Source organism: Streptomyces sp. NPDC057428 (assembly GCF_042803195.1).
GTDB lineage: Bacteria > Actinomycetota > Actinomycetes > Streptomycetales > Streptomycetaceae > Streptomyces.
On record NZ_JBHVCT010000005.1, the window covers coordinates 91141 to 109743 of the forward strand.

Genomic DNA, 18603 nt, shown 5'->3' on the forward strand with positions numbered 1-18603 from the left:
CACCTCAGCCGTTGCGGGCCCCTGCGGGCCGGGGTGCACTGCCCCCATGAGTAATGAACCACCGCCTCCGCCGCCGGGGCAGCCTCCCGAGGACGACCCCTTCTCCAAGCGGCCGCCGCAGGGGCCTCCGTCCGGCGGTTCGCCCTACGGCGGAGGGGCACCCCCACCCCCGCCTCCGCCTCCGCCTCCGAACGACCCGTACGGCGGCGGAGGGCCGTACGGCGGTGCCGATCCGCTGGCAGGAATGCCGCCGCTCGCGGAGCCGGGCAAGCGGATCCTGGCACGGCTGATCGACTTCCTCATCATCTCGATCCCGCTGTACCTGATCTCGCTGCCCTGGGGCGGGGCCGTCGACGTCTCGGACGACGACGACGACTTCGGCAACGCGGTCGGGGACGCCTACAGCGGGCATCAGCTGGTCTGGTCGCTGATCGCGCTCGTGCTGTACGTCGCCTACGACACGTACTTCACGCACAAGGACGGCCGGACGCCGGGCAAGCGGCTGCTGAAGATGCGCGTGGCGATGCTCAACGACGGATCCGTGCCCGATACCAGTTCCTCGTTGATGCGGGCCGTGGTGCTGTGGGCCCCGGCGCTGCTCTGCTGTCCGTGTCTGTGGTGGCTGATCAACATCGTGCTGATGTTCACCAGCAAGCCCTACCGGCAGACACTTGAGGACAAGGCGGGCAGGACAGTTGTCGTCAGCACACGCTGAGAAGCGGTGTTCAGCGGTGCAGCGAGTGCTCGCCGATGCGCTCGCGCCGCGCGGCCGCCGGCTCGATGTCCTCGACGGTGCGGTGCACGCGGGCGGCGGCCGAGGGCGCGGCGGCCCTCGGAGCCTTCTTCGCGCGGGTGGGCAGCGGCACGGTCAGGGCGACCAGGAGGCCCAGCGCCAGCGCCGCGACGCAGACGACGCCGACCCCGGTACCGGATTCCGTCCGGGACAGGAGAAGCATGGCGAACGCCGAGAAGACGACGGTGGCCGAACCGTAGAGGAACTGTGCGGCAGTCGGACGCGGCATGGCGGTATCCGTCCTCGGGGCGTCGGATAGGGAAGTCTCTCGACACGTTCGCACCGCCGATCGACCCTACGACGGTGGATGCCCGCGAGGAGCGTGCGGTAAGCGTGACCTAACCCACGGTACCGGTGCACGGGGGGCGCACGGAGTCACGCCGTCGACGGCAGCGGGATCCGGCGTGCCGGTGGGGCGGGGTGCCGGCCGGGAGGTCCGTCCGGATAGCGGAACCAAGCTCTCGCATAGTGCACTTGGCTTGTGCAAGTCAAGGTCTGTCTTTTCTCTCATAACTCCGATCAAATGTCGTCACTTGTGACGCGTTAATCGCGCGCGGCCCCGATTTCGCCCCAGGCCGCGGACGCGAACGCCGGGGAGGACTGCATCAAGTGACCACTCAGAGACGAGCGCTACGCGCCGCGGCCGTAGCCGTGGCCCTGGCCGCCACCGCCGCGACGGCATCCGCCTTCGCCACCGCGCAGGCGTACGACGGAACGTCAGCATCAGGCGCTTCCACCGTGGACCGGCGCGACCCCGCGCCGGCCAAGGCGCACGAGCACGACCTGGAAGGCCCCTTCAGCAAGGAGCAGGACGCCCAGCGTCAGGCCGCGCTGGAGCAGGTCCTGTCCGGCGACAAGAAGGTGACCACCAAGGGCGGTTCCAAGGTCGTCAAGCTCGGTAAGAGCAAGTACGTCGAGCTCGGCCGGGAGAAGACCGACAAGATCTTCACCATCCTCGTGGAGTTCGGCGACAAGGTCGACGACACCACGATGTTCGACCCGGACGGCGACGGCCCCAAGCCGCCCGTCAAGAAGTACGGCGGCACGCCCGGCCCCCTGCACAACAAGATAGCCAAGCCGGACCCGAAGAAGGACAACAGCACCGCCTGGCAGGCCGATTACAACCAGGCCCACTTCCAGGAGCTGTACTTCGGTCAGGGTGCGGGCAAGGACTCCCTCAAGACGTACTACGAGAAGACGTCCTCCGGGCGCTACTCGGTCGACGGCGAGGTCTCCGACTGGGTCAAGGTCCCGTACAACGAGGCCCGGTACGGCTCGGACTACTGCGGCCAGACCAACTGCGCCAACGTCTGGGACACGGTCCGCGACGGCGTCAACGCCTGGGCCGCCGACCAGAAGGCCAAGGGCCGCACACCGGCCCAGATCAAGGCCGACCTGGCGCAGTACGACGAGTGGGACCGTTACGACTTCGACGGCGACGGCAACTTCAACGAGCCCGACGGCTACATCGACCACTTCCAGCTGGTCCACGCCGGCGAGGACCAGTCCGCGGGTGGCGGAGCCCAGGGCTCCGACGCCATCTGGGCGCACCGCTGGTACGCCTACGGCACCAACGCCGGTGCGACGGGCCCCGCGAACAACAAGGCCGGTGGCGCCGAGATCGGTGACACGGGCATCTGGGTCGGTGACTACACCGCGCAGCCCGAGAACGGCGGCCTGGGCGTCTTCGCCCACGAGTACGCCCACGACCTGGGCCTCCCGGACCTGTACGACACCTCCGGTGGCGGCGAGAACTCGGTCGGCTTCTGGTCCCTGATGTCGGCGGGCTCCTGGCTCGGCACCGGCAAGGGCGAGATAGGCAACCTCCCGGGCGACATGACCGCCTGGGACAAGCTCCAGCTCGGCTGGCTCGACTACGACACGGCCAAGGCCGCCACGAAGTCGACCCACAAGCTGGGGGTCTCGGAGTACAACACCAAGGACAAGCAGGCGCTCGTCGTCGAGCTTCCCGACAAGGAAGTCACCACCACCGTCACGAAGCCCGCTGAGGGCTCGAAGCAGTGGTGGAGCGACATGGGTGACGACCTGTCGAACACCCTGACGCGCTCGGTCGACCTGACCGGCAAGACGTCCGCCTCGCTGGACCTGTCCGGCTGGTACGACATCGAGGCCGACTACGACTACCTCTACACCGAGGTCTCGGACAACGGCGGCTCCTCCTGGACCGCGCTCGACGGCACGGCGGACGGCAAGGCCATCCCGCGTGACGCCAGTGACAAGCCGGCCCTGACCGACGTCTCCGGCGCGGTCAAGAAGCTGTCGTACCCGCTGAACGCCTACGCGGGCAAGAAGATCGACCTGCGCTTCCGCTACCAGACGGACGGCGGCGCGGGCGGCAAGGGCTTCACCGCCGACGCCATCACCGTCACCGCCGACGGCGCCGTGCTCTTCACGGACAACGCCGAGGGCGACGACAACGGCTGGACCGCCAAGGGCTTCTCGCGGATCGGTGAGTCGTTCACCAACGACTACCCGCAGTACTACATCGCCGAGAACCGCCAGTACGTCTCGTACGACAAGACCCTCGAGGTCGGCCCGTACAACTTCGGCTTCTCCGCCAGCCGTCCGGACTGGGTCGAGCACTACGCGTACCAGAACGGCCTGATGGTGTGGCTCTGGGACACCTCCCAGAAGGACAACAACACCTCGCAGCACCACGGCCAGGGTCTGATCCTTCCGGTGGACTCGCACGCCAAGCCGCTGAAGTGGACGGACGGCTCGCTCCTGCGCAACAAGATCCAGCCCTTCGACGCGCCGTTCAGCTGGTACCCGAACAAGGGCTTCACGCTGCACAACGCGGACGTGGCGCTCAAGATCAAGCCGTCGCTGGGCGTCCCGGCCTTCGACGACCGCAAGGGCACCTACTGGTACGAGGAGAACCCGACGGGAAGTGTCAAGGTTTCTGACACCAACACCCGGATCAGCATCGTGAGCGAGCCGCGCAGCGGTTCGACGATGACGGTCAAGGTCGGCCCCTCGGCCAAGTAGTCGACAAAGCAGCAGGTCACAGCATGATCGGCCGTCGCCCTCTAGCGGGCGGCGGCCGATCGTGTTTAGGTGCGTCCTACCGATCCTTATTGACACGAAGTCTTACGGGGGAGCGCGAAGCATGGCAGGCGGAGGTTTCTGCAGGTTGCCCAACGGCAGGGTGGTGGTGGCACTGGCCCTGAACAGACCGGCGGACGGAGCTGGACCGGGAGGACCCGTACGGGTCCTCGTCCACGCGGCGAACCGGGCGCGCGCCCTGACCAGGCTGCGCAATCTCGGACTGCGCGCCGTCTACCTCCGGGGCAACTCCCATCCGCCCACCCCGGACGAGATAACGGCGGTCCTGCATCACCCGGACGGGCTGCTGTGGCGGACCGCGCCGCAGGCGGGACAGGAACTCTGGCACCCGATCCGGGCCCTGCTCAAAACCTCCGGACACGCCGGGCCCGCCCGCCCGGCCGCCTGAGAGCCTGTCGGGCGCGGGACTGCTCCAGGAACGACCGGGCCGGTGTCCCGGCCGGGTCGTCCCGGGCAGGTCAGACGACCGGCTTGCCCGACAGCTCCACGCCCGCGGTCCGCATCTCGCCCAAGGCCCGCTCCGTCGTCCCCTCGGCGACACCGGCGGTCAGGTCCAGCAGGACGTGCGTGGCGAAGCCCTCGCGGACGGCGTCCAGGGCCGTGGCCCGCACGCAGTGGTCCGTGGCGATGCCGACGACGTCGACGGCCGTCACCGACCGGTCCCGCAGCCACTGGGCGAGCCCGGTGCCGTTCTCGTCGACGCCCTCGAAGCCGCTGTAGGCGGCCGCGTGGGCACCCTTGTCGAACACGGTGTCGATGGCACCGGAGGCGACGGCCGGGGCGAAGTTCGGGTGGAAGCCCACGCCCTCCGTCCCCGCGACGCAGTGCGGGGGCCACGAGCGCTCGAAGTCGGGGGACGCGGAGAAGTGGTCGCCCGGGTCGATGTGGTGATCGCGGGTGGCCACCACATGGCTGTATCCGGGCTGGGCCTCGCCGATCAGGTCGGTGATGGCGGCGGCGACATCTGCGCCGCCCGCCACCGCGAGGCTGCCGCCCTCGCAGAAGTCGTTCTGAACGTCGACGACGATCAAGGCGCGATGCATGACGGTTGTCCTTCGGTGGGGGTCCGCCGGTATCCGCGGACTGGGACGGTGGGGATGTCATCGAGCCTAGAGACTCCACGCACCCTGCGGGAGGGGGCGCACCTGTCGGCTCTCCTTCCCGGCACGCCCGGCGGGGCGTGACCGGTTCCGGCGGACGGACGAGTGGGCCCGTCCGCCGCGGGCCAGGCGCCCTCGCGCGTACCGCGAGGGCCGCACGGCGGTACGCGCGGCCTCAGACGTACTCCGTGGGCAGCACCGGCTCTCCGCGCGACAGCTGCATCGCCGACATCGGCAGTCCGGCCCGGGCCGCTGTGTGGCGCTCCCGAGCCGCCTCCAGCGACTCCCTGGCCACCACCTCGCCACCCCTGACGAGTTCCACGAGGAGCTGCCTGTCCATGAGCTCCTGGGGTACCTCACCCGTACCGATCACCTCGGCCTCCGCGACCCCGTACTCGTCCAGCCGGCGCGCCGCCCACTTGCGTCCGCCCCTCGACGACTTCGCGCCCATCGACTTCTTCGCCACCGGCAGCAGCACCGGGTCCGCCGGATCGGCCGACCGCGCACGTGCCACCAGCTTGTAGACCATGGAGCACGTGGAGTGCCCGCTGCCGGTGACCAGCTGCGTACCCACGCCGTAGGCGTCGACCGGCGCGGCGGCCAGTGAGGCGATGGCGTACTCGTCCAGGTCGGAGGTCACGACGATCTTCGTCTCCGTGGCACCCAGCTCGTCCAGCTGCTGCCGGACCCGGTGCGCGACCAGCAGCAGGTCACCCGAGTCGATGCGTACGGCGCCGAGCTCCGGCCCCGCGACCTCCACCGCCGTGCGCACGGCCTCGGCCACGTCGTAGGTGTCCACCAGCAGCGAGGTGCCCCGGCCCAGCGAGTCCACCTGCGCCTGGAAGGCGTCCCGCTCGCTGTCGTGCAGCAGGGTGAAGGCGTGCGCGCTCGTCCCGACGGTCGGGATGTTGTAGCGGAAGCCCGCTGCGAGGTCCGAGGTGGTGTGGAAGCCGCCGACGTACGCGGCGCGGGCCGCCGCCACCGCCGACAGCTCGTGCGTGCGCCGGGCGCCCATCTCGATGAGCCGCCGGCCGCTCGCCGCGGCTGACATCCGGGACGCGGCCGCCGCGATCGCCGAGTCGTGGTTCAGGATCGACAGGATCGCGGTCTCCAGCAGCACGCACTCGGCGAAGGAGCCCTCGACCCGCAGGAGCGGCGAGCCGGGGAAGTACACCTCGCCCTCCGGATAGCCCCAGATGTCTCCGCTGAAGCGGTAGCCGGCCAGCCAGTCGACGGTGGCCGCGTCCACGATCTTCTGGTCGCGCAGGAAGGCGAGCATCTCCTCGTCGAAGTGGAAGTTCTCCACCGCGTCCAGCACTCGCCCGGTTCCCCCCACCACGCCGTAGCGCCGGCCATCGGGAAGGCGCCGGGTGAAGACCTCGAAGACGGAGTGCCGGTCCGCGGTGCCCGCCTTCAGTGCGGCCTGCACCATCGTGAGCTCGTACTGGTCGGTGAAGAGCGCGGTCGACGGCACACCGACCCGTCGCCCAAGGTCCGCTGAGTTCATGCCGGGGATGCTACTCCCTATTCGTCAGAGTGACGAGATGGGGGCGCCGTTTGTGCGCCGACCCCTCCCTGGTGGCAGCATGGGGTGGGTGAGCGTTGCTGCCCCCGTAGAGATCGAACGTCCCGAATCGGCCGAGGAGACCTTCGCCGTCCCCGAGCCCGACGTCCCCTGGGTGACGCTGGTGCACAACGACCCGGTGAACCTCATGAGCTACGTGACGTATGTCTTCCAGGCCTACTTCGGCTACTCGAAGGACAAGGCGCACAAGCTGATGCTCGACGTCCACCAGAAAGGCCGCGCGGTCGTCTCCAGCGGAAGCCGCGAGGAGATGGAACGCGACGTCCAGGCCATGCACGGCTACGGGCTCTGGGCCACCCTGACCCAGGACCGGAACTGACCGGCCGCCGCCCCTTTCCCCCTCCGTCCGACCCACCCATCGGAGAATCCATGGCCGGCCACTTCGAGGCCAACCCAGGCGGCGGCGCGTCCGTCGCGCTCGACGAGGTCGAGATCGCCATCCTGCGCTCCCTCGCCGTCCAGCTGCTCGAACTGATCGGTCCCGGCGACGAACCGGCCGAGGGGGAGGACCCCCTCGCCGCCCTCTTCGCCGAGGGCCCCAGCGAGCCGCCCTCGGACCCGGCCCTGGCCCGGCTCTTCCCGGAGGCCTACGGGGACGAGGACAAGGAGCTGCGCGAGGCGTCCGCGGAGTTCCGCCGCTTCACCGAGAACGACCTGCGCACCCGCAAGCGCGACGACGCCCTGGCCGTCGTCCGGTCGCTCGACGCGCTCGCGCCCGCAGCCGACAGCGGTGCCGTGCTCACCCTCACCGGCGACGAGTGCCACCACTGGCTCGGCTCGCTCAACGACCTCCGGCTCACCATCGGCACCAGGCTCGAGGTCTCGGACGAGGACGAGGGCCAGGACGGGTCGCTCTACCGGCTGCCCGACGACGACCCCCGCAAGCCGATGGTGATGGCCTATCTCTGGCTCGGTGCGCTCCAGGAAACGCTCGTCGAGACACTGATGGCATAGACGCGTCGGGCGTCCACGTCCTGTCGCTCAACGGACGCTCAAATCCGCATAACGATAATGTCGCCGTTCCGGGAGAGAGTCCCGGAACGGCGACTTTTCCCATATGGGCGTGACGTGCGTCACACTTTGGGCCGGCAGTGCCGTGGTATTACTTCACAACTCATTTTTCGGCACCACCCCTCGCCGCACCGATGAGTACCGGCCGATCGCCGGAGTACAACACCTGGCACGGGCAGGTCCGCGTCCACGGACCCGCCATCCCCCATACGCCGATCGGACACCGGCGCTTACTCCAAGTCCGCACCCGCTATGTCCGCCCCACGCGCGGACAGCCCTGCGCCACTGAGGTAGCCAGATGTCACTTGACTCCATGACCCAGAACATCGACGAGGCCGTCAGCGGATTCTTCGAACCCATTGCCGAATGGCTGGGCAAAGTCGTTTTCTACGAGGTGTCCGTCTTCGGCACCGGCCTTCCACTGATCGTCGCCTGGCTCGTAGTGGCCGGTCTGGTCTTCACCGGCTGGTTCGGCTTCATCCAGATCCGTAGGTTCCGCCTCGCCGTCGACGTGGTGCGGGGGCGCTTCGACGAGAAGGGCGCACCGGGCGAGGTCAACCACTTCCAGGCACTGACAGCGGCGGTCTCCGGAACGGTGGGACTCGGCAACATCGCCGGTGTGGCCGTCGCCGTGACCATCGGCGGTCCCGGCGCGACGTTCTGGATGATCCTCTGCGGCCTGCTCGGCATGGCCACCAAGTTCGTCGAGGTCACCCTCGGCGTGAAGTACCGGGAGGTGCACGCGGACGGCACTGTCTCCGGCGGGCCCATGCACTACCTTCCCAAGGGCCTCGCCGAACGGTTCGGCACCCGGGGTGGGCAGTTCGGCAAGTTCCTCGCCGTCCTCGCCTCCGCGATGATCCTCTTCTTCGGGCTCTTCGGCGGCAACCTCTTCCAGGTGAACCAGAGTTACGCCCAGCTCGTCTCGGTCACCGGCGGCGAGGACGGAGCCGTCGGTTCCTCCGCCGGCGCGCTCCTCTTCGGTCTGCTGGTCGCCGCGATCGTCGGCGTCGTACTCCTGGGCGGCATCCGCTCCATCGCCTCCGTCACCAGCCGTCTCGTTCCCGCCATGGCCGGGCTGTACATCCTGGCCTGCCTCACCGTGCTCATCGTCAACGTCAGCCAACTGCCCGCCGCCGTAGGCACGATCATCGAGGGCGCGTTCCATCCGGAGGGTGTCGCGGGCGGCATCCTCGGTGCGCTGATCGTCGGCTTCAAGCGTGCCGCGTTCTCCAACGAGGCCGGTCTCGGCTCCGCCCCGATCGCCCACTCCGCGGTGAAGACCAAGCACCCCGCGAGCGAGGGGCTGGTCGCCCTGCTGGAGCCGTTCATCGACACCGTCATCGTCTGCACCATGACCGCGCTGACCATTGTCGTGGCCGACCCCACCAGCTGGAGCGAGGCCCGCTCGGGCGAGGACATCGGTGGTGTCACCATCACTTCCGACGCGTTCGCCACGGTCATGCCCTGGTTCCCCCACATCCTGACCGTCGCCGTCATGCTGTTCGCGGTCTCCACCGTGCTGACCTGGGGCTACTACGGACTCAAGGCGTGGACCTACCTCTTCGGCCGGTCCAGGACCAGCGAGACCACCTACAAAATCCTCTACACGGTCTTCGCGGTCGCCGGCTCCCTGCTCACGCTGCAGACCCTGATCGACATGGCGGACGCGGTGCTCTTCACCCTCGCCGTGATCAACATCATCGGGCTGTACCTGCTGGCGCCTCTCGTCAAGCGGGAACTGACCTCGTTCCTCGAGTACGTCCGCAGGCACAAGACCGGAGGGACGGACTCGGTCGGTTCGACGGACGACGGCCAGGAGATGGCGCCGGCGAACGTGGGCTGACCTTCGGAGGCGGCCTCCCCGGGCCCCATTTCCACGGCATCGGGACGGGCCCGTACCTCACTCGGTACGGGCCCGTCCCGTCTGCTTATCCTGGCGCCATGCTGACCCTCACCCAGGCGCTCCACGACCAGATCGTCGCGCACGCCCGCGCCGACCACCCCGACGAGGCGTGCGGAGTGGTCGCGGGCCCGGCCGGGACGGGCCGCGCCGAACGCTTCGTCCCCATGCTCAACGCCGCGCGCTCGCCCACGTTCTACGAGTTCGACTCCGGGGACCTGCTGAAGCTCTACCGCGAGATGGACGACCGCGACGAGGAGCCGGTGATCATCTACCACTCCCACACCGCGACCGAGGCCTACCCCTCGCGCACCGATCTCACCTACGCCAACGAGCCCGGCGCCCACTACGTCCTGGTCTCCACCGCGGACACCGACGACGCCGGCCCCTTCCAGTTCCGTTCGTACCGCATCGTCGACGGCGAGATCACCGAGGAAGAGGTCCAGGTCGTGGAGGCGTACCCCACCGCCACCTGACACGCCGGGGCGGCGCCACAAGCGCCGCCCCGACCCGCCTGTCCGGCCGGCGAACGCTCGCCATCCACCATGTGGGATCACACTCCGGGTTCCCGTTGGGGAATCGATACGATGAGCCCATGGTTCCCCATGACGTGAGCGACAAGACGCCGGGCATGCTGCTCGTCGCGCGGCTGCACGTCGACCTGTGCAGGCTGTCCAGCGCGATGTGTCCGGCCGCGGCCTGCCCGTGAACCGCCCGGCCTGAGCCGCGGACCGAGCGCCACCACGTACGCACCACCCCCGCGCGGGGGCCGTCACACGCGCGCCCCACGCCACCTCCCCGCATTCGACAGGAGCCCACGCCATGGCCATCGAGGTCCGCATCCCGACCATCCTCCGCACCTACACCGACGGCGCCAAGGCGGTCGAGGGCAGCGGGGAGACCATCGCCGACCTCCTCGCCGACCTGGAGAGCCGCCACTCCGGCATCCGTGAGCGCATCGTCGACGGAGACCAGCTGCGCCGCTTCGTGAACGTCTACCTCAACGACGAGGACGTCCGCTTCCTCGACGGCATCTCCACCAAGCTCACCGACGGCGACAACGTCACCATCCTCCCGGCCGTCGCCGGCGGCATGCGCTGATGCGGTACGACTCCCCGCTGGCGGCCGTGGGCAACACCCCCCTCGTCCGCCTGCCGCGGCTGTCACCGTCCGACGACGTCCGGATCTGGGCCAAGCTCGAGGACCGCAACCCCACCGGCTCCGTCAAGGACCGCCCCGCGCTCCACATGGTCGAACAGGCCGAGAAGGACGGCCGGCTGACGCCCGGCTGCACCATCCTCGAACCGACCAGCGGCAACACCGGGATCTCGCTCGCCATGGCGGCCAGGCTCAAGGGCTACCGCATCGTCTGCGTCATGCCCGAGAACACCTCGCAGGAACGGCGCGACCTCCTCACCATGTGGGGCGCGGAGATCATCCCGTCGCCCGCCGCGGGCGGCTCCAACACCGCCGTCCGCGTGGCCAGGGAGCTCGCCGCCGAGCACCCCGACTGGGTGATGCTCTACCAGTACGGAAACCCCGACAACGCGGGCGCCCACTACGCCACCACCGGCCCGGAGATCCTCGCCGACCTTCCCTCCGTCACCCACTTCGTGGCGGGACTCGGCACCACAGGAACCCTCATGGGCGTCGGCCGCTACCTGCGCGAGCACAAGCCCGACGTGAGCATCGTGGCCGCCGAACCGCGCTACGACGACCTCGTCTACGGCCTGCGCAACCTCGACGAGGGCTTCGTCCCCGAGCTCTACGACGCCTCCGTGCTCACCACCCGCTTCTCCGTCGGCTCCGCCGACGCCGTCACCCGCACCCGCGAGCTCCTCCAGCAGGAGGGCATCTTCGCGGGCGTCTCCACCGGCGCCGCACTCCATGCCGCGATCGGCGTCGGCCGGAAGGCGGTCAAGGCGGGGGAGAGCGCGGACATCGTCTTCGTCGTCGCCGACGGAGGCTGGAAGTACCTGTCCACCGGCGTCTACACCGCGCCCACGACGGAGGCCGCGATCGAGACCCTGCACGGCCAGCTCTGGGCGTAGCACGGGCCCGACGGGAACAGGTCCAGCACGCACACCGGGACCCAGGACGTCAGGAGGCGTGGGGCGGGAGCACGACCCCGCCCCACGCCTCCCGTGTGTTCACCCCAGGTCGCGCACCCGGTCCCACAGCCCCGGGTCCACCTCACCGGCCTTACGGCGGAACCCCGACACCGCCACGTCCCGCAACTCGCCCGTCTCCAGGAAGCTCTGCCTGCCCCGCGCGTCCCCCACCGCACCCTGCGGCAACGCGATCACCCCGGGCCGCTCCTCGTGGTGCTTACTGGTGATCTTGGCGACGACCGCGGTGCCGCCTCGCACCGACAGCACAAGACACGGCCGGTCCTTCGACCCGGGCCCGTCCTCGTACGGCACGTCCGCCCACCAGATCTCCCCGGGCCGCGGCTCGCCGTGCGGCCGCCCCCTCTTCCGCTCCGGAGCCCGCCCCGGAGGCCGGGTCCGCCCGCCCGGGCGCCGCGGACCACGCCCGCCCCGGCCCCGCGCATCGGAGACCGTCGCCACGAGCGCCAGCAGGACCACGGCGGCCAGTGCCGCCCACCACCACGTGTTCATCCCCAGACCGTACCCGCGCCCCACGACCCCCGGTCTTCCATCGAACCGGTGACAGCACAGGTGAGTTCCCCCACAACGGCAGGCCATGGAGGAGCGACCGGCTCTTTCGCGCCTTACGCTCGACGGACCGCACGAACCCTCCCCGTTCCCATGCCTCGGAGGTTCACGCTCCATGAAGCTCACCGTCGTCGGCTGCTCCGGCTCGTTCCCCTCCCCGGGATCGGCATGCTCGAGCTACCTCGTAGAGGCCGACGGCTTCCGGCTGCTCCTCGACATGGGCAACGGTGCCCTCGGCGAGCTGCAGCGCCATGTCGGTCTCTACGACCTCGACGCCATCTTCCTCAGCCACCTCCATGCCGACCACTGCATCGACATGTGCGCGTACTTCGTCGTCCGCTACTACCGCTTCGACGGCGGCCGGCCGGCCGCGATCCCCGTGTACGGACCCGAGGGCACCGAGCGGCGCCTGACCACTGCTCACGCCGACACCCCGTCCGACCACGCGATGAGCGAGGTCTTCGACTTCCACACCCTGAAGTCCGGATCGTTCGAGATCGGCCCCTTCTCGGTCCGTACGGAGAAGGTCTGCCACCCCGTCGAGACCTTCGGTATCCGCATCGAGCACGAGGGCCGCGCCCTCACGTACTCGGGCGACACGGGCGCCTGCGAGGCGCTGGCCGAACTCGCCCAGGGCGCCGACCTGTTCCTCTGCGAAGCCTCGTTCGTCCACGGCAAGGAGGACATCCCGGGCCTCCACCTCAACGGCCGCGAAGCCGGCGAGTACGCCGCACGCGCCGGAGCGGGCCGCCTCGTCCTGACCCACATCCCGCCGTGGACGGATGCCGAACGCAACCTCGCCGATGCCCGCGAGGTGTACGAGGGGCCGGTCGAGGTGGCGGCACCCGGCGCGGTGTACGAGGTCTAGAGCTGTCGAGAGCCGGAACAGCCGCGAAGCCCCCCACCTCCCGCGCGGGAGGTGGGGGGCTTCGGTCATGGCAGGCCCGGGGCTACGCCTTGGTGAGGTCCTCGACCTCCTCCTCGGGCTCACGGCCCGGGGTGGTGAGGTTGAACTTCGTGATGGCGAACCGGAAGACCACGTAGTAGATCACCGCGAAGACCAGGCCGATCGGGATGATCAGCCACGGTTTCGTGTCCAGGTGCCAGTTGACGACGTAGTCGATCAGCCCCGCCGAGAAACTGAAACCGGCGTGCACGCCGAGCGCCCAGGTGACGCCCATCGAGACGCCGGTGAGGATGGCGTGCACCCCGTACAGCAGCGGTGCGACGAAGAGGAACGAGAACTCGATCGGTTCCGTCACACCCGTCACGAACGACGTCAGCGCCACGGAGAGCATGAGTCCGGCCACCTCCTTGCGCCGCTCCGGACGTGCGGTGTGCGCGATGGCAAGCGCGGCGGCGGGCAGGCCGAACATGAAGATCGGGAAGAAGCCCGAGGTGAACTGGCCCGCCGACGGGTCCCCGGCGAAGAACCGGGAGATGTCGCCCTGGACGGTCGCCCCGTCCGCGCCGGTGAACTCGCCCGCCTGGAACCAGAAGAAGGTGTTCAGGAACTGGTGCATGCCGATGGGGATCAGCAGCCGGTTCGCGAACCCGAAGATCGCCGCACCCCAGGCGCCCAGATCGATCAGTTGCTTGGCGAACCAGGTCAGCGCGTCACCGACCGGCTGCCAGAGCAGGCCGAACAGCGTCCCCAGGATCACGCAGAGGAACGCCATCAGGATCGGGACCAGGCGGCGGCCGTTGAAGAAGCCCAGCCAGTCGACCAGTTTGGTGCGGTGGTAGCGCTGCCAGACGACGGCGGTCAGCAGGCCGATGATGATGCCGCCGAGGACCCCCGGGTTCTGCGGCGTCCCGGCGGGCAGCGCCTTGGTCACCGTCCCGTCGACCGGGAACGCCGTCAGCACGCCTCGGTAGACGAGGAACCCGACCACCGCCGCGAGTGCGGTCGAGCCGTCCGCCTTCTTCGCGAAACCGATGGCCACGCCGATGCAGAACAGCAGGGGCAGCCCCAGGTCGCCGTTGAGGATCGCCCCTCCGCCGTTGAGGAGGACCTTGGCGAACTTGTCCCAGAAGGCACCGTGCAGCGATGAGCCGAAGAGATTGCCGAGGCTGACCAGGAGTCCGGCGGCGGGCAGGACGGCCACCGGCAGCTGCAGGCTACGGCCCACCTTCTGCAAGCCCTGGACCGGCCCGTTCCACCACTGCCGCTGCGGTACTGCCGCCGCGCTCGAACTCATCGGCTTCCTCCCGGAACAAGCCTGGTTTGGCGGTCGTTGGAAACTGGTGTAGACCAGTTCCGATACGGTGCGGAGCTCTGCCGGAAGACAGGGTGCCGGTGATCGTCATCATTGGGGACCGGGCGAATATCCGCCCGCGAAATTGGGCTAATCGTGCGTTAACGTGACGAAACGGACCCACGGTGGGCCGCCCCACGCACGCACAGAACCAGGGAGAAGGACATGGCCAGCAAGGCTGAGAAGATCGTCGCCGGGCTCGGCGGTATCGAGAACATCGACGAGATCGAAGGCTGCATCACCCGCCTCCGCACCGAGGTCCACGACCCCAGCAAGGTCGACGAAGCCGCGCTCAAGGCCGCCGGAGCCCACGGCGTCGTCAAGATGGGCACCGCGATCCAGGTCGTCATCGGCACCGACGCCGACCCCATCGCCGCCGACATCGAAGACATGATGTGACCGGCTGACGCCACCGGCCCACCCGAAGCCCACGCGCAGGCCCCGCTCCGCCCCCGACCGGCTCGGAGCGGGGTCTGCCGTGCACCCGAACAGACCCGGCGTCCTCAGCCGATAGGCTCGACGCCATGTCTCGTATCGACGGCCGCACCCCCGAACAGCTCCGCCCCGTCACCATCGAACGTGGATGGAGCAAGCACGCCGAAGGCTCCGTACTCATCTCCTTCGGCGACACCAAGGTCTTCTGCACGGCCTCCGTCACCGAAGGTGTCCCGCGCTGGCGCAAAGGCAGCGGCGAAGGCTGGGTCACCGCCGAGTACTCCATGCTGCCCCGCGCCACCAACACCCGAGGCGACCGCGAATCCGTACGCGGAAAGATCGGCGGCCGCACCCACGAGATCAGCCGGCTCATCGGCCGTTCGCTGCGCGCGGTGATCGACTACAAGGCCCTGGGCGAGAACACCATCGTCCTCGACTGCGACGTCCTCCAGGCCGACGGGGGCACCCGCACCGCGGCCATCACCGGCGCCTACGTCGCCCTCGCCGACGCCATCGCCTGGGCCCAGGGCAAGAAGATCATCAAGCACGGCCGCAAGCCCCTCACCGGCACCGTCGCCGCCATCAGCGTCGGCATCGTCGACGGCACCCCCCTCCTCGACCTCTGCTACGAGGAAGACGTCCGCGCCGACACCGACATGAACGTCGTCTGCACCGGCGACGGCCGCTTCGTCGAGGTCCAGGGCACCGCCGAGGCCCAGCCCTTCGACCGCGCCGAACTCGACGCCCTCCTCGGTCTCGCCACCGCCGGCTGCGTCGACCTCGCCAAGCTCCAGGAAGAAGCACTCGCCCGCACACTCGGCGAGTAAAGAAGCAACCAAAAGCGCAGCGCACAGCGTCGTGACGAGTACGGGCGCACGGGTCGAACCGTGCGCCCGTCCACGTATCCGCTCCGGGGAGGGACCGCATCATGGCCTCGCGCCGCCACCACCGCACCGCACTCGCCGTCACGGCAACCCTGCTGACCATCACGGCCGCGGCAGGCTGCGGCGCCGTCGACAAGGCCCTCGACTGCGTACGCACCGCCGACGCCATCGCCACCAGCGTCAACAGCCTCCAGCAGGCCATATCCAACGCGTCCGACGACCCGACGCAAGCCTCGGAAGCCCTGGACCAGATCGACAAGGACCTCAAGGACCTCGGCGACACCACCGACAACGCCGACCTCAGCGAGGCGGTCGACGACCTCCAGGCCGGCGTCACCAACGTCCGCGCCTCCATCGACAAGGGCGACGCCACCCCCGACATCACCCCCGTCACGGACGCCGCCACCGAGATCGGCAAGGTCTGCACCCCCTGACCGGACGGGCCGTCACCTGACGACCACCGCGGGGGACCCCCGTGAACAGGCGGCGATAATCGACGCATGACGCGCCTGATCCTCGCCACCCGCAACGCCGGGAAAATCACCGAACTCCACGCGATCCTCGCCGACGCGGGTCTGACCCACGACCTCGTCGGCGCGGACGCGTACCCGGACGTCCCCGACGTCAGGGAAACCGGCGTCACCTTCGCCGAGAACGCACTCCTCAAGGCCCACGCCCTGGCCCAGGCCACCGGCCACCCCGCCATCGCCGACGACTCCGGCCTCTGCGTCGACGTGCTGGGCGGCGCCCCCGGCATCTTCTCCGCCCGCTGGTCCGGCACCCACGGCGACGACCGGGCCAACCTGGACCTGCTCCTCGCCCAGCTCGGCGACATCGACGCGGCCCACCGCGGCGCCTACTTCGCCTGCGCCGCCGCCCTGGCCCTGCCCGACGGAACTGAACGCGTGGTCGAGGGACGCCTCAACGGCACGCTCCGCCACACCCCGGCCGGCACGCACGGCTTCGGCTACGACCCGATCCTCCAGCCGGACGACGAGACCCGCACCTGCGCGGAACTCACGCCGTCGGAGAAGAACGCGATCAGCCACCGGGGCAAGGCGTTCAGGGCGCTGGTGCCGGTGGTGCGGGAGCTGGTGGGCTGAGTCCCGCACCACCGCAGACCGAGAGGGGCCCCCGACCTCGGTCGGGGGCCCCTCTCGGTTTCCGTGCGGCCGGTGGGACTCGAACCCACACGGGATTTCTCCCACGGCGATCTAAACGCCGCTCGGCTGCCAGTTACGACACGGCCGCATGCCATCGACCATGCTAACGGGATCACGTCCCGCACGGGTACGCCGAGGCGGATCGGGTTCCCGTTCCGTACCGCTTCACACGAAGCGGTACGGGCCCCTCCGTCAGGAACGCGCGTCAGAACTTCGGTTCCGGGCTCTGGGCCTGGACCAGTTCTGCCGCCTCCTGCTCCGTCTCCACCGAGGGCGGGGAACCGGCGAGCGGCTGGTTGGCGGTCTCCTTCATGCAGGCCACCGCGATCACGCCGACCAGGGCCGCCGCCATCGCGTAGTACGCCGGCATGAGGTTCGTGCCGCTCCAGCTGATCAGGGCCGTGATCACCAGCGGAGTCGTGCCGCCGAAGATCGAGGCCGACAGGTTGTAGCCGACCGACAGGGCGCCGTAGCGGACGTTGGTCGGGAACAGGGCCGGAAGGGCTGCCGACATCGTTCCCAGCAGGCAGACCAGGGAGAAGCCCAGCATCAGCATGCCGATGATGATCGCGGGGATGCTGCCCTGGCGGATCAGCAGGAAGGCCGGCAGGGACAGGAACAGGAATCCCAGCATTCCGGTCATCAGCAGGGGCTTGCGGCCGAGGCGGTCGGAGAGCTTGCCGAACCTGCTGATGACCACCATCAGGACGACCATGACGCCGAGCAGGATGAGCAGCCCGTGGGTCTCGCTGTAGCCGAGCTCGTCGGAGAGGTACGTCGGCATGTACGACAGGAGCATGTAGTCGGTGATGTTGTACGCACCGACCAGGGCGATGCAGAGGATCAGCGTCGGCCAGTACTGGCGGAAGATCTTGGCCAGGTCGCCCTTGGCGGTGGACTCGACGTGGTCGGCGGCCTCCGTGGCGTGGGCCGTGCCACCTTCGAGCTTCTGGAAGGCGGGGGTCTCGTCCAGGCGGAGTCGCAGGTAGAGGCCCACCAGGCCGAGCGGACCGGCGACGAGGAACGGGATGCGCCAGCCCCAGGACTCCATCTGGCCGGTGTCCAGGAGGGCGTACAGGAGGGTGACAAGGCCGGCGGCGCCGACGTATCCGGCGAGGGTGCCGAATTCGAGGAAGCTGCCGAAGAAGCCCCGGCGCTTGTCGGGCGCGTACTCGGCGATGAACGTCGAGGCGCCGCCGTACTCGCCGCCGGTGGAGAAGCCCTGGAGCATCCGGAAGAAGATCAGGAGGACCGCGGCCCAGACGCCGATGGTGCCGTGGGAGGGGATGAGGCCGATCGCGAAGGTGCCGACCGCCATGAGGATCATGGTGAGGGCGAGGACCTTCTTGCGGCCGATCTTGTCTCCCATGGGGCCGAAGAACATTCCGCCGAGCGGCCGTACGAGGAAGGCCACGGCGAAGGTGGCGAACGACGAGAGGAGCTGGGTGGTGTCGTTCCCGGACGGGAAGAAGACCTGCCCGATGGTGACGGCGAGGTAGGAGTAGATGCCGAAGTCGAACCACTCCATGGCGTTACCGAGCGATGCCGCCTTCACCGCGCGCTTGACGGCCTGGTCGTCGGTGACCGTGATGTCCGTCCGGCGGAGCCGGGGGTTCCGGCGCTTGCGGATGGCCCGGAAGAGCGCAGGGTGCCGCTTGACCGCATCAGGATCGGCCGCCTGGTGGGGGTCGGAGGCCGCCATGGCC

At 69.2% G+C, this 18603-nt stretch carries 21 protein-coding genes and 1 tRNA gene; 15 read left to right on the forward strand and 7 right to left on the reverse strand.

The genetic code is table 11. The annotated features are described in order from the left end of the window. Positions 1-46: 46 nt before the first annotated feature. A complete protein-coding gene (locus tag ACFU5K_RS03475; protein ID WP_384056198.1) occupies positions 47-715 on the forward strand; it encodes an RDD family protein in 669 nt (222 codons plus the stop codon). Between the two features lie 10 nt (positions 716-725). Here the strand turns inward: ACFU5K_RS03475 and ACFU5K_RS03480 are convergent, their stop codons facing one another. After that, positions 726-1022, reverse strand: coding sequence for a hypothetical protein (locus ACFU5K_RS03480; RefSeq protein WP_384056201.1), 297 nt, complete (start codon positions 1020-1022; stop codon positions 726-728). A gap of 380 nt (positions 1023-1402) precedes the next feature. Here ACFU5K_RS03480 and ACFU5K_RS03485 point away from each other — a divergent pair, with 380 nt between their 5' ends. Next, positions 1403-3802, forward strand: a complete 2400-nt coding sequence (locus ACFU5K_RS03485; protein WP_384056204.1) for an immune inhibitor A domain-containing protein — start codon at positions 1403-1405, stop codon at positions 3800-3802. 121 nt (positions 3803-3923) lie between these two features. Next, on the forward strand, positions 3924-4268 hold the full coding sequence (locus ACFU5K_RS03490) for a hypothetical protein (RefSeq protein ID WP_384056207.1): 345 nt from the start codon (positions 3924-3926) through the stop codon (positions 4266-4268). A 70-nt stretch (positions 4269-4338) separates the two neighbouring features. Here the strand turns inward: ACFU5K_RS03490 and ACFU5K_RS03495 are convergent, their stop codons facing one another. Then, positions 4339-4923 carry an isochorismatase family protein gene (locus tag ACFU5K_RS03495; protein ID WP_384056210.1) on the reverse strand — a complete coding sequence of 195 codons (585 nt, stop codon included), beginning with the start codon at positions 4921-4923 and terminating at the stop codon, positions 4339-4341. A 232-nt stretch (positions 4924-5155) separates the two neighbouring features. After that, complete coding sequence (locus ACFU5K_RS03500) at positions 5156-6487, reverse strand: nicotinate phosphoribosyltransferase (RefSeq protein WP_384056213.1); 1332 nt, start codon at positions 6485-6487, stop codon at positions 5156-5158. Between the two features lie 79 nt (positions 6488-6566). Between ACFU5K_RS03500 and clpS the strand changes: the two genes are divergently transcribed. The 7 genes from clpS (at position 6567) to ACFU5K_RS03535 (ending at position 11530) form a co-directional block, all read left to right on the forward strand. Beyond that, positions 6567-6884 carry an ATP-dependent Clp protease adapter ClpS gene (gene clpS, locus ACFU5K_RS03505; protein ID WP_383191954.1) on the forward strand — a complete coding sequence of 106 codons (318 nt, stop codon included), beginning with the start codon at positions 6567-6569 and terminating at the stop codon, positions 6882-6884. Positions 6885-6934: 50 nt separating this feature from the next. Continuing rightward, positions 6935-7519 carry a DUF2017 domain-containing protein gene (locus ACFU5K_RS03510; protein WP_384056216.1) on the forward strand — a complete coding sequence of 195 codons (585 nt, stop codon included), beginning with the start codon at positions 6935-6937 and terminating at the stop codon, positions 7517-7519. Between the two features lie 355 nt (positions 7520-7874). Further along, positions 7875-9422 (forward strand): alanine/glycine:cation symporter family protein, encoded by a 1548-nt coding sequence (locus tag ACFU5K_RS03515; RefSeq protein ID WP_384056219.1) that lies wholly within the window; start codon positions 7875-7877, stop codon positions 9420-9422. A gap of 98 nt (positions 9423-9520) precedes the next feature. Continuing rightward, positions 9521-9955: a Mov34/MPN/PAD-1 family protein gene (locus ACFU5K_RS03520; protein WP_384056222.1), complete on the forward strand. Its 435-nt coding sequence runs from the start codon at positions 9521-9523 to the stop codon at positions 9953-9955. Between the two features lie 119 nt (positions 9956-10074). After that, positions 10075-10188, forward strand: coding sequence for a putative leader peptide (locus ACFU5K_RS03525; protein ID WP_015577357.1), 114 nt, complete (start codon positions 10075-10077; stop codon positions 10186-10188). 113 nt (positions 10189-10301) lie between these two features. Continuing rightward, positions 10302-10580 (forward strand): MoaD family protein, encoded by a 279-nt coding sequence (locus tag ACFU5K_RS03530; protein WP_384056225.1) that lies wholly within the window; start codon positions 10302-10304, stop codon positions 10578-10580. Beyond that, complete coding sequence (locus tag ACFU5K_RS03535; protein WP_384056228.1) at positions 10580-11530, forward strand: PLP-dependent cysteine synthase family protein; 951 nt, start codon at positions 10580-10582, stop codon at positions 11528-11530. Before ACFU5K_RS03530 ends, ACFU5K_RS03535 begins: the two co-directional genes overlap by 1 nt. A 99-nt stretch (positions 11531-11629) precedes the next feature. Here ACFU5K_RS03535 and ACFU5K_RS03540 read toward each other — a convergent pair whose 3' ends face one another. Beyond that, entirely contained in the window at positions 11630-12100 is a 471-nt protein-coding gene (locus ACFU5K_RS03540; RefSeq protein ID WP_384056231.1) for a type II toxin-antitoxin system PemK/MazF family toxin, read from the reverse strand. A 172-nt stretch (positions 12101-12272) separates the two neighbouring features. On the opposite strand from ACFU5K_RS03540, the gene ACFU5K_RS03545 reads away from it, so the two are divergent. Continuing rightward, positions 12273-13025: an MBL fold metallo-hydrolase gene (locus tag ACFU5K_RS03545; RefSeq protein WP_384056234.1), complete on the forward strand. Its 753-nt coding sequence runs from the start codon at positions 12273-12275 to the stop codon at positions 13023-13025. Between the two features lie 82 nt (positions 13026-13107). On the opposite strand, the gene ACFU5K_RS03550 is transcribed toward ACFU5K_RS03545, so the two are convergent. Continuing rightward, the gene (locus tag ACFU5K_RS03550) at positions 13108-14358 is read right to left on the reverse strand and encodes a PTS transporter subunit EIIC (protein WP_384056237.1); all 1251 of its coding nucleotides are present in this window, start codon (positions 14356-14358) and stop codon (positions 13108-13110) included. Positions 14359-14580: 222 nt separating this feature from the next. On the opposite strand from ACFU5K_RS03550, the gene ACFU5K_RS03555 reads away from it, so the two are divergent. From ACFU5K_RS03555 to rdgB, 4 genes are all read left to right on the forward strand, one after another. Then, positions 14581-14814 carry a glucose PTS transporter subunit EIIB gene (locus ACFU5K_RS03555; RefSeq protein ID WP_014156020.1) on the forward strand — a complete coding sequence of 78 codons (234 nt, stop codon included), beginning with the start codon at positions 14581-14583 and terminating at the stop codon, positions 14812-14814. Positions 14815-14939: 125 nt separating this feature from the next. Next, on the forward strand, positions 14940-15677 hold the full coding sequence (gene rph / locus ACFU5K_RS03560; RefSeq protein ID WP_384056240.1) for a ribonuclease PH: 738 nt from the start codon (positions 14940-14942) through the stop codon (positions 15675-15677). Positions 15678-15778: 101 nt separating this feature from the next. Further along, positions 15779-16168, forward strand: a complete 390-nt coding sequence (locus ACFU5K_RS03565) for a hypothetical protein (RefSeq protein ID WP_384056242.1) — start codon at positions 15779-15781, stop codon at positions 16166-16168. Positions 16169-16234: 66 nt separating this feature from the next. Then, positions 16235-16837, forward strand: coding sequence for an RdgB/HAM1 family non-canonical purine NTP pyrophosphatase (gene rdgB / locus ACFU5K_RS03570; RefSeq protein ID WP_384056245.1), 603 nt, complete (start codon positions 16235-16237; stop codon positions 16835-16837). 64 nt (positions 16838-16901) lie between these two features. Here rdgB and ACFU5K_RS03575 read toward each other — a convergent pair. After that, a tRNA-Leu gene (locus ACFU5K_RS03575) sits at positions 16902-16985 on the reverse strand. Positions 16986-17102: 117 nt separating this feature from the next. Further along, the gene (gene proP / locus ACFU5K_RS03580) at positions 17103-18599 is read right to left on the reverse strand and encodes a glycine betaine/L-proline transporter ProP (RefSeq protein ID WP_384056248.1); all 1497 of its coding nucleotides are present in this window, start codon (positions 18597-18599) and stop codon (positions 17103-17105) included. Positions 18600-18603: the final 4 nt, after the last annotated feature.

Bases quoted from the DNA above. Each gene is read 5' to 3' on its own strand.
- ACFU5K_RS03475 (WP_384056198.1), top strand. From the start codon at position 47: ATGAGTAATGAACCACCGCCTCCGCCGCCGGGGCAGCCTCCCGAGGAC.
- ACFU5K_RS03480 (WP_384056201.1), bottom strand. From the start codon at position 1,022: ATGCCGCGTCCGACTGCCGCACAGTTCCTCTACGGTTCGGCCACCGTC.
- ACFU5K_RS03490 (WP_384056207.1), top strand. From the start codon at position 3,924: ATGGCAGGCGGAGGTTTCTGCAGGTTGCCCAACGGCAGGGTGGTGGTG.
- ACFU5K_RS03495 (WP_384056210.1), bottom strand. From the start codon at position 4,923: ATGCATCGCGCCTTGATCGTCGTCGACGTTCAGAACGACTTCTGCGAG.
- ACFU5K_RS03500 (WP_384056213.1), bottom strand. From the start codon at position 6,487: ATGAACTCAGCGGACCTTGGGCGACGGGTCGGTGTGCCGTCGACCGCG.
- clpS (WP_383191954.1), top strand. From the start codon at position 6,567: ATGGGGTGGGTGAGCGTTGCTGCCCCCGTAGAGATCGAACGTCCCGAA.
- ACFU5K_RS03510 (WP_384056216.1), top strand. From the start codon at position 6,935: ATGGCCGGCCACTTCGAGGCCAACCCAGGCGGCGGCGCGTCCGTCGCG.
- ACFU5K_RS03515 (WP_384056219.1), top strand. From the start codon at position 7,875: ATGTCACTTGACTCCATGACCCAGAACATCGACGAGGCCGTCAGCGGA.
- ACFU5K_RS03520 (WP_384056222.1), top strand. From the start codon at position 9,521: ATGCTGACCCTCACCCAGGCGCTCCACGACCAGATCGTCGCGCACGCC.
- ACFU5K_RS03525 (WP_015577357.1), top strand. From the start codon at position 10,075: ATGGTTCCCCATGACGTGAGCGACAAGACGCCGGGCATGCTGCTCGTC.
- ACFU5K_RS03530 (WP_384056225.1), top strand. From the start codon at position 10,302: ATGGCCATCGAGGTCCGCATCCCGACCATCCTCCGCACCTACACCGAC.
- ACFU5K_RS03535 (WP_384056228.1), top strand. From the start codon at position 10,580: ATGCGGTACGACTCCCCGCTGGCGGCCGTGGGCAACACCCCCCTCGTC.
- ACFU5K_RS03540 (WP_384056231.1), bottom strand. From the start codon at position 12,100: ATGAACACGTGGTGGTGGGCGGCACTGGCCGCCGTGGTCCTGCTGGCG.
- ACFU5K_RS03545 (WP_384056234.1), top strand. From the start codon at position 12,273: ATGAAGCTCACCGTCGTCGGCTGCTCCGGCTCGTTCCCCTCCCCGGGA.
- ACFU5K_RS03550 (WP_384056237.1), bottom strand. From the start codon at position 14,358: ATGAGTTCGAGCGCGGCGGCAGTACCGCAGCGGCAGTGGTGGAACGGG.
- ACFU5K_RS03555 (WP_014156020.1), top strand. From the start codon at position 14,581: ATGGCCAGCAAGGCTGAGAAGATCGTCGCCGGGCTCGGCGGTATCGAG.
- rph (WP_384056240.1), top strand. From the start codon at position 14,940: ATGTCTCGTATCGACGGCCGCACCCCCGAACAGCTCCGCCCCGTCACC.
- ACFU5K_RS03565 (WP_384056242.1), top strand. From the start codon at position 15,779: ATGGCCTCGCGCCGCCACCACCGCACCGCACTCGCCGTCACGGCAACC.
- rdgB (WP_384056245.1), top strand. From the start codon at position 16,235: ATGACGCGCCTGATCCTCGCCACCCGCAACGCCGGGAAAATCACCGAA.
- proP (WP_384056248.1), bottom strand. From the start codon at position 18,599: ATGGCGGCCTCCGACCCCCACCAGGCGGCCGATCCTGATGCGGTCAAG.